Here is a 12,950-nt window from a genome sequence, read left to right as displayed (position 1 = left end):
ATTTGTTGCCGCCAGCGCTATGTTGCGGTCAGGGTGCGGCGCAGCATTCGAGTGTAACGCAGGGCGGCCCTTCACTGCGGCCGCCCTGCGCGATTACCGGTCACTACCCCGGCACTACGTGAATCGGGGTCTACATATTGCGCCGGTATTGCCCGCCGACCTCGAACAGCGCGTGCGTGATCTGCCCCAGCGAGCAGACCCGCACCGCGTCCATCAGCACCGCGAACACGTTCTGGTTGTCGATCACCGCCTGGCGCAGCCGCTGCAGCATCGCCGGCGCCTCATCGGCATGGCCTTGCTGGAACGCGTGCAGGCGGTCCAGCTGGCTCTGCTTCTCGGCCTCGCTGGAGCGCGCCAGTTCCAGCTTCTGCGGGACGGGGTCGCCGTCCGGGTTGCGGAAGGTGTTCACGCCGATGAGCGGCAGCGTGCCGTCGTGCTTGAGTTGCTCGTAGTAAAGCGATTCTTCCTGGATCTTGCCGCGCTGGTAGCCGGTCTCCATCGCGCCCAGCACGCCGCCACGCTCGGCGATGCGTTCGAACTCCTGCAGCACCGCTTCTTCGACCAGGTCGGTCAGTTCCTCGATCAGGAAGCTGCCCTGGTTGGGGTTCTCGCACCTGGCCACGCCCCACTCGCGGTTGATGATCAGCTGGATCGCCAGTGCGCGGCGCACCGATTCGCCGGTGGGCGTGGTGATGGCCTCGTCGTAGGCGTTGGTGTGCAGCGAATTGCAGTTGTCGTAGATCGCGATCAGCGCCTGCAGCGTGGTGCGGATATCGTTGAAGTCGATCTCCTGCGCGTGCAGCGAGCGGCCCGAGGTCTGGATGTGGTATTTGAGCTTCTGGCTGCGCTCGTTGGCGCCGTACTTGTCGCGCATCGTCACCGCCCAGATGCGGCGCGCGACGCGGCCCAGCACGCTGTACTCCGGGTCCATGCCGTTGGAGAAGAAGAACGACAGGTTGGGCGCGAAGTCGTCGATATGCATGCCGCGCGCCAGGTACGCCTCCACGTAGGTGAAGCCGTTGGCAAGCGTGAAGGCGAGCTGCGAGATCGGGTTCGCGCCGGCCTCTGCGATGTGGTAGCCCGAGATCGACACCGAGTAGAAGTTGCGCACCTGGTGGTGGACAAAATACTCCTGGATATCGCCCATCACCTTGAGCGAAAACTCGGTGGAGAAGATGCAGGTGTTCTGGCCCTGGTCTTCCTTGAGGATGTCCGCCTGCACCGTGCCGCGCACATTCTGCAGCACCCAGGCGCGGATCTTGGCTTCTTCGTCGGCGGTGGGCTCGCGCTGGTTGTCGGCGCGGAACTTGTCAAGCTGCTGGTCGATGGCGGTGTTCATGAACATCGCCAGGATGGTCGGCGCGGGGCCGTTGATGGTCATCGACACCGACGTCGACGGACTGGTCAGGTCGAAGCCGTCGTACAGCACCTTCAGGTCGTCGAGCGTGGCGATCGACACCCCGGAGTTGCCGACCTTGCCGTAGATATCGGGCCGCACGTGGGGGTCCTCGCCGTACAGCGTGACCGAGTCGAAAGCGGTCGACAGGCGCTTGGCATCCATGCCCTCCGACACCAGCTTGAAGCGGCGGTTGGTACGGAAGGCGTCGCCCTCGCCGGCGAACATGCGCGTCGGGTCTTCGTTCTCGCGCTTGAAGGCGAACACGCCGGCGGTGTACGGGAAGCTGCCGGGCACGTTCTCGCGCATCAGCCACTTCAGCACTTCGCCGTCGTCCTCGAAGCGCGGCAGTACGACCTTGCGCACCTTGGTGCCTGACAACGTAGTCGTGACGAGCCCGGTGCGGATCTCCTTGTCGCGGATCTTCACCACGTATTCGTCGCCGCTGTAGGCCTCGCGCATCTGCGGCCACATTGCCAGCAGCTTGCGCTCGACCTGACCGAGGGCAGTGTCGCGTTCGGCGGCGAGTGCATCGAGCGCGGTGCCATCTCCCTGCGCGGCCTGCAGCATGCGGCTGGATTCACGCAACTGCTGGCGCTCGCGCGCCAGGCGGCTTTGTCCGGCCACGCGGCGGTGGTAGGCGCGCAAGGTATCGGCCAGTTCGGCCAGATAGCGGCTGCGCGCAGGCGGCACGATCACGTTCCGCCCGGTGGAAATGCGCCCCCACAGCTCGGGCAGCGTGCCGGGCCGCAACTTCAAGCCGCGCTCGGCCAGCGCCTCGCGCAAACCCTGGTACAGCATGGTCACGCCATCGTCATTGAAGCGCGATGCCTGCGTGCCGTACACCGGCATGTCTTCCGGCTTGCCGTGCCATTGCTCGCGATTGCGCTGCACCTGCTTGGCCACGTCGCGCCACGCATCCTGCGCGCCCTTGCGGTCGAACTTGTTGATGGCAACGAAGTTGGCGAAGTCCAGCATGTCGATCTTCTCGAGCTGGCTGGCCGCGCCGAACTCCGGCGTCATCACGTACAGCGACAGGTCAACGTGCGGCACGATCGCCGCATCGCCCTGCCCGATGCCCGAGGTCTCCACGATCACGAGATCGAAGCCCGCCACCTTGCATGCCGCGATCACGTCCGGCAGCGCCTGCGAGATCTCCGAGCCCGCCTCGCGCGTGGCCAGCGAGCGCATGAAGATGCTGGGATGGTTGATCGCGTTCATGCGGATGCGGTCGCCCAGCAGCGCGCCGCCGGACTTGCGGCGCGACGGGTCGATCGAGATCACGGCGATCGACAGCGCATCCTGCTGGTCGAGGCGGAAGCGGCGGATCAGTTCGTCGGTCAGCGACGACTTGCCAGCGCCGCCGGTGCCGGTGATGCCAAGGACGGGAATCGCGGCCTGGTTCGCCTGCGCATGCATCGCCTGCACCAGCGCGGGATCGGCCTTGCCGTTTTCCAGCGCGGTAATCAGCTGCGCCAGCGCACGGCGGTCACCGCCGGCGACGGGATCGAGCGTGGCCGGCGCATAGCGTGACAGGTCGATGTCGCAGCGCTGCACCATGTCGGCAATCATGCCGGCCAGGCCCATGCGTTGCCCGTCTTCCGGGCTGTAGATGCGCGCCACGCCGTAGGCCTGCAATTCGCGGATCTCGTCCGGCACGATCACGCCACCGCCGCCGCCGAAGACCTGCACGTGCTCGCCGCCCTTGCCGCGCAGCAGGTCGACCATGTACTGGAAGTATTCGACGTGGCCGCCCTGGTAGCTGGAGATGGCAATGCCCTGCGCGTCTTCCTGCAAGGCCGCGGTGACCACTTCCTCGACCGAGCGGTTATGGCCCAGGTGGATCACCTCGCAGCCGTGCGACTGCAGGATGCGGCGCATGATGTTGATCGAGGCGTCATGGCCGTCGAACAGCGACGCCGCCGTGACAAAGCGCACCTTGTTGGCCGGGCCGCGGCCCGGCACGACCGGCTTGGGCTGCGGCGCGCCGCGGCGCACATCATGCACATCGGAAAGGTCGGTCATTGTCTCCACCGTTTCTGGTGTTGGCTGCGACCGCGGCATCCGCCGGAGGTGCCGTTCTGTGCCGGCTTGGCTGGAAACGCGCGGGCTGCGCCCCGCGGTTGGGGCTGGTCGATTATATGACGTTGACGTTAACGTAAATCAATGAGGCGGAACCCCGAAGGCGGGGTGCCGGTGTCCTTATAGAGTAGGTGTCTGCGGGCTACGGGCAAACAAAAGGCCACCTTGTCGGTGGCCTTTGCGCTGCATCCGGATTGACTGCCGGGTCACCGGCACAACGCCCAAATCCGCGGGCATTCCCCAAACGCATCCGTACTATGCTCTTCCACCCGATGCTGCAACGCCCGCACCCACGCCCCAAGCCGCCGCAGCGACCACGGCGCCGGCGTCTGCGCCAGCGTGAAGCGCGCTTCCGCGCCATCGCCCGACAGCCACACGCGGTAGCCCTCCGGCAGTGCCAGCTCGGCACCCGGCTCCAGCCAGATATCGTTGGGATTGCCCTCGACCGTCACCCACAGCCTGCCCGCCGCCGCGCAGACGGTCTGCCCGTAACCGGCGCGCCAGCTCACTGGCTGTCCGGGCTGGTCCAGTTCGAAAGTCCGTAGTTCGCGCATGATGCATTCCTCTTCAGCCTGGCGGTCTCCGTTATCTCCGCCACGCTTCCATTATTCGCCTCCCTCACTACAATCCCATGTACAGTTGTGAACAGTTTTCGATGAACTGTTCGGTAGTTTTCCCTGACAGTTGCGTATTCCGGTTTCCCCCGGCTGCCTGCCTATGAAACTCATCTTAGATGCTTCCACCGGAATTCCACTGACCGATCAGATCGTCAATGGCGTGAAGTCGTGGATCGGCAACCGCGAGGCCCGGCCGGGGGCAAAACTGCCTTCGATCCGCCAGTTGGCGGCAGAAAACGGCATCAGCCGCTTCCCCGTGATCGAGGCCTATGACCGGCTGGTGTCGCAGGGGTTGCTGGATTCGCGGCAGGGGTCGGGCTTCTACGTGGCGGACAGCCCGCTCGCGGGGCGCTCGGCGTGTGGCTGGTCGGATCCCAGCCTGGCGGAGGATCTTTCCGACCACATCCTGGAGCAGTTCAACCACCCCAGCAGCACGCTCAAGCTGGCCGGCGGCTTCGTGCCCGAGACCTGGCGCGACGTGGAAGGGCTGCAGCAGGCGATCCGCGCGGTCTCGCGTACCGAGATCGACAGCGTGATCCACTACGCCACGCCGCTTGGCCACCCGGAACTGCGCCGGCAGGTGCTGCTGCGCGTGCGCCAGCTCGGCATCGCGGCGGAACTGTCGCAGGTGCTGATCACCAGCGGCGCCAGCCAGGCGCTGGACCTGGTGGTGCGCCACCTGCTCAAGCCGGGCGATACCGTGTTCGTGGAGGATCCTGGCTACTACAACCTGTTCGGCCTGCTGCGGCTGCATGGCGTGCAGCTGGTGGGCGTGCCGCACACGCCCCACGGCCCGGACCCCGATGCGTGCGAGGCGCTGCTGCGCCAGCACAAGCCCAAGCTGTTCTTCACCAACAGCGTGCTGCAGAACCCCACCGGCTCCACGCTGGCGCCGCCGGTCGCGTTCCGGCTGCTGGAGCTGGCGCGCCGGCACGGCTTCCGCTTTGTCGAGGACGATATCTTCTCGGACTTCCAGACGCACTTCACCGACCGCCTGGCCACGCTGGACCAGCTCGAGCACGTGATCTACATCGGCGGGTTTTCCAAGACGGTGTCGGCGTCGCTGCGGATCGGCTACCTGGTGGCCGACAAGGCGCTGATCAAGGACCTGGTCGACGTGAAGGTGCTGACCAGCGTCGCCGGCTCGCACTTCGCGGAAGCGGTGACCGCGGCGCTGCTGGAGCGCGGCGGCTATCGCAAATACATCGAACGGCTGCGCCTGCGCGTGCGCGAGGCGTCGGCCAACGCGGTACGGCAGCTGACCGGCTGCGGCTGGGAAGTGTTCTGCGAACCGGCCGGCGGCAACTTCCTGTGGGCGCGGCCGCCCTTCATCGAGGATTCGCGCGACCTGGTGACGCTGGGCGAGGAATACGGCGTGACGCTGGCGCCGGGCAATTACTTCCGGCCCGGCGGCGAGGCCTCGGCCTGGATCCGCATCAACGCCGCCTATGCCAACGAGCCGCGCGCGGTGGCTTTCATGAAGGCGGCCGCGGAGCGCCGCACGCGCTGAGGCTCAGCCGCCGTGGTTATGCAGCACGGCGTTGCGCCGCGCGTAGGCGAAGTAGATCACCAGCCCCAGCGCCAGCCACACCAGGAAGGCAATCCACGTCAGTGCCTGCAGGTGCGCCATCAGGAACAGGCAGAAGCCGATCGACAGCAGCGGCACCACCGGCACGCCCGGGCAGCGGAATGCGCGCGGCAGGTCAGGACGGGTCTTGCGCAGCACCAGCACCGCCACCGAGATCAGCGTAAAAGCCGCCAGCGTGCCGATATTGATCAGCTCGGCCAGCACGTTCAGCGGCACGAAGCCGGCGATCGCCGCGAAGATAAGACCCACGGTCCAGGTGGCGAAGTAAGGCGTCGCGTGCACGGGGTGCACCGACGACAGCCGTTCCGGCAGCAGCCCGTCGCGCGACATGGCGAAGATCACACGGGTCTGGCCGTAGGTCATCACCAGGATCACCGTGGTCATGCCCAGGATCGCGCCCAGGTCGACAAAGCCCGCCACCCAGTTCTGCCCGGCGTACTGCAGCGCCAGCGACACCGGGTGGTCGACGCCGGCGAACTTGGCGAATGGCACGATACCGGTCATGATCGCCGCCACCACGACATACAGCACCGTGCATACCGCCAGCGAGCCGATGATGCCGATCGGCAGGTCGCGGCGCGGGTTGCGCACTTCTTCCGCCGCCGACGTCACCGCGTCGAAGCCGATAAAGGCAAAGAACACCAGCGCCGCGGCATTGAAGATCCCCGTGAAGCCGAACGGCGCGAACGGCTCCCAGTTGGCCGGCTGCACATGCCAGACGCCGACCGCGATAAACAGCAGCACCACCCCGATCTTGACCGCGACCATCAGGTTGTTGATGCGCGTGGACTCGCGCACGCCGTAAGACACCACCCAGGTGATCGCCAGCATGATCAGGCAGGCCGGCAGGTTGATCATGGTCTCCACGCCCGGCACCGAGCCCGGCGCGGCGGTCAGCGCCGCCGGTAGCTTCAGCCCGAAGCCCGCCATCAGCGACTGGAAGTAGCCCGACCAGCCCACTGACACCGCCGAGGTGGCCAGCCCGTACTCCAGCAGCAGGTCCCAGCCGATCATCCACGCGACGATCTCGCCGAGCGTGGCATAGCTGTAGGTATAGATCGACCCCGATACGGGGATGGCCGATGCGAACTCCGCGTAGCACAACGCGGCAAAGCCGCACGCCAGCGCGGCAATGATGAAGGACACGGTCAGCGCCGGCCCGGCGGTCAGCGCGCCGGTGCCGGTCAGCACGAAAATCCCGGTGCCAATGATCGCGCCGATTCCCATCATCACCAGGTCGACCGGACCCAGCACCTTTTTCAGGCCGTCATCGCGCGCGACAGCCAGCATCGCGTCGATGTCCTTGGTGCGGAACAAACTCATTCAGACTCCTGCAGCAGTAGCCGGGGCGCCTGCTTCTGCATTGGCGGCGGCCCGGAAAAAGCGCGCTAGTTTACGCCTGCCTTACTGCGCAGACGTCACATTCGGCGCCCGCGCCCGGCGGGCACGACATCGGAATAATAGGGAACGCGCGATCGTCCGGTGCTGACCGGAGACAAGCTGTCGTCAGCCGCCGCAGCCGGGCGCGGAAAGGACGCCGTCCACGCGCGCCAGCGCGGTGGAGAGCGGGTCCAGCATGAGCATGGCGGTGCCGGCGAGCGCCAGCACCGCGAGGGCGATGATCCGGGTGTGCCGCGGGCACGGTATCGTGCAGGCCGCCGCCGCCAGCGGAGCCAGCGTGGCGGTCAGCAGGAGAAGCTTCAACAACATGGTGCCGATTCAACGGCTAGCCGCCACAGGCTGCGGCTGGCCTGCGGCCTCCACCGGCAAGGCCCCCGCACGGCGCAGCCCGAACCAAGAACATGCCGCCGAACACAGCGTGATCCCGACCAGCGCGACGATGGTTTGCTGGTAGCTGCGCGTGGCATCGAACGACCACGCGCCCAGCTGCACCGTCAGGAAGGCGCCGAGCTGGTGGCCCAGGAACAGCAGCCCGAACACCTTGCCCTTGATCCGGCTGCCATAGCGCTCGAAGCAGAACATCGAGGTCAGGAGCTCGCGCTGCGCATGGCACGCGCCCGCAAGCTGCTGGCGTCATCGAGCCTGGCTGTGGAAGAGATTGCGTTGAAAAGCGGTTTCGCCAGCGTGCAGGCCTTTCGTGCCTGCTGGAACAAGGCCGAGGCGGCCACGCCAAGGGCTTACCGACAAGCGCGCGCCGCCAAACCAACCCTTACTTCGCCACCGGCATCGTAAACTCCGCCCCCTTGGCAATGGAATCCGGCCACCGCTGCATCACACTCTTGTAGCGCGTGTAGAACCGTACGCCTTCTTCGCCGTAGGCATGATGGTCGCCAAACAGCGAGCGCTTCCAGCCGCCGAAGGAATGCCAGGCCATCGGCACGGGGATCGGCACGTTGATGCCGACCATGCCCACCTGGATCTGCCGGGCAAACGCACGCGCAATCCCACCGTCGCTGGTATAGCAGGACACGCCGTTGCCAAACTCATGCGCATTGATCAGCGTAACCGCGTGGGCAAAGTCTTCCACGCGCACCACCGACAGCACCGGCCCGAAGATCTCATCCTTGTAGATGGTCATGTCGGGCGTGACGTGATCGAACAGCGTGCCGCCGACATAGAAGCCGTTCTCGTGCCCCTCGACCTGGTGTCCCCGCCCATCGGTCACCAGCGTCGCGCCCTCTTCCACGCCCTTGGCGATATAGCCTTCGACCTTGGCCTTGTGCGCCCCGGTCACCAGCGGACCCATTTCGGCGTCGGACTCCATGCCGTTACGGATCTTCAGGGAGCGCGCCCGCTCCGCCAGCCGCGGCACCAGCCTGTCAGCGACATCGCCCACGGCCACGGCCACCGAGATCGCCATGCAGCGCTCGCCCGCCGAGCCGTAGGCCGCACCGATCAGCGCATCGACGGCTTGATCCAGATCCGCGTCAGGCATCACCACCAGGTGGTTCTTGGCCCCGCCCAGCGCCTGCACCCGCTTGCCGTGCTTCGTGCCTTCCGTATAGATGTACTCGGCAATTGGCGTCGACCCAACGAACGACAACGCCTGCACATCCGGATGCGCCAGCAACGCATCGACCGCTTCCTTGTCCCCCTGCACGACGTTGAACACGCCATCAGGCAAGCCAGCCTGGCGCAGCAGATCGGCGATCAGCAAGCTCGGCGACGGATCCCGCTCAGACGGCTTCAGCACGAACGTATTGCCGCAAGCCAGCGCCACCGGGAACATCCACATCGGCACCATCACCGGGAAGTTGAACGGCGTGATCCCCGCCACCACGCCCAGCGGCTGGCGCAGATTCCAGTTGTCGATGCCGCCGCCGACGTTGTCGGTGAAATCGGTCTTCAGCAGGTTGGGGATGCCGCAGGCAAACTCCACCACCTCGATGCCGCGCGTGACTTCACCCTTGGCATCGGAGAACACCTTGCCATGCTCGCGCGTGATCAGCGCGGCCAGGTCGTCATGGTGCTGGTCGAGCAGTTCCTTGAACTTGAACAGGATGCGCGCGCGGCGCAACGGCGGGGTCTCGGACCATGCCGGAAACGCGGCCTTGGCGGCGGCGACCGCATCGGAGACATCCTGCACGGTGCCCAGCGCCACGCGCGCGGCAACTTCGCCGGTGGCGGGGTTAAACACGTCCGCCAGCCGCTGGCCGCCGGCGCGGCGCACGGCGCCGCCGATGTAATGATGGATTTCGGCCAGTTGCCGGTTTTCTGCGATGCTCACTTGGGATTTCCTTCGATGGCCACGGCGCGCGCACGTCAGCGCGCGCCGTGGTCTGCAATCAGAGAATCAGAGAGCCGGACCCGAAGGCCCGGCGGCGATGCGATGCGGCGTGCGCCGCTTACTTGACGTCCTGCAGCGCCTTCTTCACCGTATCGAACAGCTCGCCGATCTGCGCTTCCGAGATGATCAGCGGCGGCGAGAACGCCAGGATGTCGCCGGTGTAGCGCACCAGCACGCCCAGCTCCAGGCACTTGAGGAAGGCCTCGTAGGCGCGCGCCCCCGGCTGGCCCGGACGCGGCTCCAGCTCGATCCCCGCCACCAGCCCGAAGTTGCGGATGTCCTTCACATGCGGCGCGCTGCGTACGCCATGCACCGCGGCCTCGAACACCGGCGCCAGCTCGGCGGCGCGGCCGAACAGGTTCTCGCGCTGGTACAGGTCGAGGGTGGCCACGGTGGCGGCGGCGGCCAGCGGGTGGCCGGAGTAGGTATAGCCGTGCAGCAGTTCAATCGCGCCCGGCGCGGCGCTGTTGACCACAGTGTCGTGCACTTCGCGGCGCACGGCCACGGCGCCCATCGGCACCGCCGCGTTGTTGATCGCCTTGGCCATGGTGATCAGGTCGGGCGTCACGTTGAAGCGCTCGGCCGCGGTGGCCGCGCCGAGGCGGCCGAAGGCGGTGATCACTTCATCGAAGATCAGCAGGATGCCGTGCTTGCTGGTGATCTCGCGCAGCTTTTCCAGGTAGCCGACCGGCGGAACCAGCACGCCGGCGGAGCCGGCCAGCGGCTCGACGATCACGGCGGCGACGTTGGCCGGGTCATGCAGCGCAAGGATGCGCTCGAGTTCGTCGGCGAGGTGCGCGCCCCATTGCGGCTGGCCCTTGGAAAAGGCAGCCTCGGCGATATTCAGCGTGGCCGGCAGGTGGTCCGTGCCCGGCATCAGGTTGGCCGAGTAGGCCTTGCGGTTCGGGCCAATGCCGCCCACCGCCATGCCCCCGAAGCCCACGCCGTGGTAGCCGCGCTCGCGGCCGATAAAGCGGGTGCGCTGGCCTTCGCCGCGCGCGCGGTGGTACGCCAGCGCGATCTTCAGCGCGGTGTCGACCGACTCCGAGCCCGAGTTGGTGAAGAAGATGCGGTCCAGCCCCTGCGGCATGATCGCGGCCACCTTGGTGGCGGCCTCGAACGACAGCGGGTGGCCCATCTGGAACGGCGGCGCATAGTCCAGCGTGGCCGCCTGGCGCGCGATGGCGTCGGCGATCTCCTTTCGGCAGTGGCCCGCGGCCACGCACCACAGGCCGGCGCAACCGTCCAGGATCTGGCGTCCGTCGTGGGTGGTGTAGTACATGCCGCTTGCCGACGCGAGCAGGCGCGGCGCCGCCTTGTACTGGCGGTTGGCGGTGAAGGGCATCCACAGGGCATCGAGATCGGGAATCACGGTCTTGGCGGCGTCCATACGTCCTCCTCGGGGCAATTGGGCGGGTCTGTTGGCTGATGCCGGTGCGGCACCGCTGCGAGTGGCGAGCACTGAAGCGGGTACCGGAACGGCGACAATGCACTCTACCGGCGGCGTCTGGCCGACAAAATATACAGTCCGGACAGCACCGCCTTACCGTACAGTTTGATCACGACAAACCGTACAGGCAAGCTACCGTGGCACGCGCGGGGCCAGACACGCTGCCACGTCGCGCTTGCCAGCGCCGTACGGCATCCCACGCTGCACTGCGGCAAATTTCGCCAGCCGGAATGGCACCGGCATGACGCGGCGCCCGGCGCCCTGCGCGGCCCGCTAAACTGTACAGGTTCGCGCCCTTCCGGGTGCCTGACGCAACGCTTCTGATGCTGACCCTGAACCTGACCCGCAGCCGCCGCGGCGGCGAAACGCTGACCGAGCAGATCGTCGCCGGCATCGCCGCGCTGGTGGAGCAGCGCGCGCTGCGCGCCGGCACCACGCTGCCATCGGTACGCCGCTTTGCCCAGCACCACCAGGTCAGCACCTTCACCGTGGCCGAGGCCTACGGACGGCTGACGGCGCTGGGCTACCTGGCCGCGCGGCCGGGCTCGGGCTACACCGTGGCGCACCGTCATGCGCCCACAGGCAGCGCCCGCGCGCCGCAGTGGGAAGCGCCGGGACTGAACGCGGCGTGGCTGCTGTCGGACGTATTCGCCGATCATTCCGTGCCGATCAAGGCCGGCGCCGGCTGGCTGCCCGGCGACTGGCTCAACGAGGAAGGGCTGCACCAGGCCATGCGGGCCTCTGGCCGGGTGCCGGCGGCACAGCTGTCAGGCTACGGCCATCCCTACGGATTCGCGCCGCTGCGCGAGCATATCGCCACCGGCCTGGGCCAGTACGGCATCCCGCTGCAGGCGCAGCAGGTAGTGCTGACGCAAGGCGCGACCCAGGCGCTGGACCTGGTGGTGCGTACGCTGCTGCGCCCCGGCGATACCGTTTTGGTGGAATCGCCCTGCTACTGCAACCTGCTGCAGATCCTGCGGCTGGCGGGGCTGCGCGTGGTCGGCGTGCCACGCTCGGCGGCCGGGCTCGACACCGATGCGCTCGACGACGCGATCCGCGCCCACGCCCCGCGTGCGCTGTTCGTCAACACCGTGCTGCAGAACCCGACCGGCGCCAGCCTCAGCAGCATGAACGCCTTCCGCGTGCTGCAGCTCGCCGAGCAGCACCGGCTGCTGGTGGTGGAGGACGATATCTATCGCGAACTGGCACCGGCCGGCTCGCCGATGCTGGCCGCCATGGACGGGTTGTCGCAGGTGGTCTACGTCAATGGCTTTTCCAAGACCATCACACCGTCGCTGCGCGTGGGCTACCTGGCCGCCAGCCCCGACCTCGCCAAGGCCTTCGCGCGGACCAAGATGGCGGTCGGGCTGACGTCGTCGGAAGTGACCGAGCGCCTGGTCTACTCGGTATTGACCAGCGGCCACTACGGCCGCCACGTGGCCGCGCTGGCCGAGCGGCTGCGCGCGCAGCAGGACCTGGTGACGGAAAAGATGGAGGCCCACGGCCTGGAGGTGCTGCTGCGCCCCGAGGGCGGGATGTTCGCCTGGGCGCGGCTGCGCGAAGACATCCAGCAGCGGCTGCAGGCAACCCGGCGCGGCGAGCCGCTGGGCGGCAACCGCCTGGCCATGCTGGCGCTGGAGCACGGCATCTGGCTGGCACCGGGCTCGTACTTCGAGCCAGACGAGACCGATTCGCCGTGGATCCGCTTCAACGTGGCCACCGGCGATGCGCCGCAGCTGTGGCAGTTCTTCGACGGCCTGGCGCAGGCGCCGCGTGCCGCTGCCTGAAACGCGCGACATCAGAAGCGGTAGCGCAGGCAACTGGTAGGGAAATGGTGCGGAGGGCACGGCGCTGGCGCGGGCCGGTGCCGCGCGCACGGCGCTGCCTCAGCTCCAGAGGCGCTCGACGACCCAGCCTGCGGTGGCGCAGATGCCCACCCAGGTCACGAGCGCGATGGTGATAAAACGATATGTCATCTCAAAACCGACAATAAAGTCGTTGCGGGAATATGAATTTTTCGCGAAATCATACATCCATTCATGAATGTATGTAAGGCGCAATGGGATTTC

Annotated in this window: 10 protein-coding genes; 3 read left to right on the top strand and 7 right to left on the bottom strand. The window is 66.9% G+C overall.

Going from position 1 to position 12,950, the window contains the following annotated elements:
• Positions 1–130: 130 nt before the first annotated feature.
• Both icmF and CTP10_RS01115 read right to left on the bottom strand, forming a co-directional pair.
• Positions 131–3,421 (bottom strand): fused isobutyryl-CoA mutase/GTPase IcmF, encoded by a 3,291-nt coding sequence (icmF, locus tag CTP10_RS01120; protein WP_116316944.1) that lies wholly within the window; start codon positions 3,419–3,421, stop codon positions 131–133.
• 263 nt (positions 3,422–3,684) lie between these two features.
• Positions 3,685–4,032 carry a DUF2917 domain-containing protein gene (locus tag CTP10_RS01115; protein ID WP_116316943.1) on the bottom strand — a complete coding sequence of 116 codons (348 nt, stop codon included), beginning with the start codon at positions 4,030–4,032 and terminating at the stop codon, positions 3,685–3,687.
• A gap of 163 nt (positions 4,033–4,195) precedes the next feature.
• Here CTP10_RS01115 and CTP10_RS01110 point away from each other — a divergent pair, with 163 nt between their 5' ends.
• On the top strand, positions 4,196–5,605 hold the full coding sequence (locus CTP10_RS01110; protein WP_116316942.1) for an aminotransferase-like domain-containing protein: 1,410 nt from the start codon (positions 4,196–4,198) through the stop codon (positions 5,603–5,605).
• Positions 5,606–5,608: 3 nt separating this feature from the next.
• Here CTP10_RS01110 and CTP10_RS01105 read toward each other — a convergent pair whose 3' ends face one another.
• From CTP10_RS01105 to CTP10_RS01095, 3 genes are all read right to left on the bottom strand, one after another.
• Positions 5,609–7,006, bottom strand: coding sequence for an amino acid permease (locus CTP10_RS01105; RefSeq protein WP_116316941.1), 1,398 nt, complete (start codon positions 7,004–7,006; stop codon positions 5,609–5,611).
• A 183-nt stretch (positions 7,007–7,189) separates the two neighbouring features.
• Positions 7,190–7,393: a hypothetical protein gene (locus tag CTP10_RS01100; RefSeq protein ID WP_116316940.1), complete on the bottom strand. Its 204-nt coding sequence runs from the start codon at positions 7,391–7,393 to the stop codon at positions 7,190–7,192.
• A 9-nt stretch (positions 7,394–7,402) separates the two neighbouring features.
• On the bottom strand, positions 7,403–7,666 hold the full coding sequence (locus CTP10_RS01095; RefSeq protein WP_233527935.1) for a hypothetical protein: 264 nt from the start codon (positions 7,664–7,666) through the stop codon (positions 7,403–7,405).
• Between the two features lie 24 nt (positions 7,667–7,690).
• On the opposite strand from CTP10_RS01095, the gene CTP10_RS01090 reads away from it, so the two are divergent.
• Positions 7,691–7,876 (top strand): helix-turn-helix domain-containing protein, encoded by a 186-nt coding sequence (locus tag CTP10_RS01090; protein WP_233527934.1) that lies wholly within the window; start codon positions 7,691–7,693, stop codon positions 7,874–7,876.
• Here the strand turns inward: CTP10_RS01090 and CTP10_RS01085 are convergent.
• Both CTP10_RS01085 and CTP10_RS01080 read right to left on the bottom strand, forming a co-directional pair.
• Positions 7,854–9,371 carry a CoA-acylating methylmalonate-semialdehyde dehydrogenase gene (locus tag CTP10_RS01085; protein ID WP_116316939.1) on the bottom strand — a complete coding sequence of 506 codons (1,518 nt, stop codon included), beginning with the start codon at positions 9,369–9,371 and terminating at the stop codon, positions 7,854–7,856. The two genes, CTP10_RS01090 and CTP10_RS01085, sit on opposite strands and share 23 nt — an antisense overlap.
• A 118-nt stretch (positions 9,372–9,489) precedes the next feature.
• Positions 9,490–10,821, bottom strand: coding sequence for an aspartate aminotransferase family protein (locus tag CTP10_RS01080; protein WP_116316938.1), 1,332 nt, complete (start codon positions 10,819–10,821; stop codon positions 9,490–9,492).
• 383 nt (positions 10,822–11,204) lie between these two features.
• Here CTP10_RS01080 and CTP10_RS01075 point away from each other — a divergent pair, with 383 nt between their 5' ends.
• On the top strand, positions 11,205–12,668 hold the full coding sequence (locus tag CTP10_RS01075) for an aminotransferase-like domain-containing protein (protein ID WP_116316937.1): 1,464 nt from the start codon (positions 11,205–11,207) through the stop codon (positions 12,666–12,668).
• Positions 12,669–12,950: the final 282 nt, after the last annotated feature.

It is taken from the genome of Cupriavidus sp. P-10, assembly GCF_003402535.2.
Taxonomy (GTDB): Bacteria; Pseudomonadota; Gammaproteobacteria; order Burkholderiales; family Burkholderiaceae; genus Cupriavidus.
This window is presented reverse-complemented; position numbering and strand designations above follow the sequence as displayed.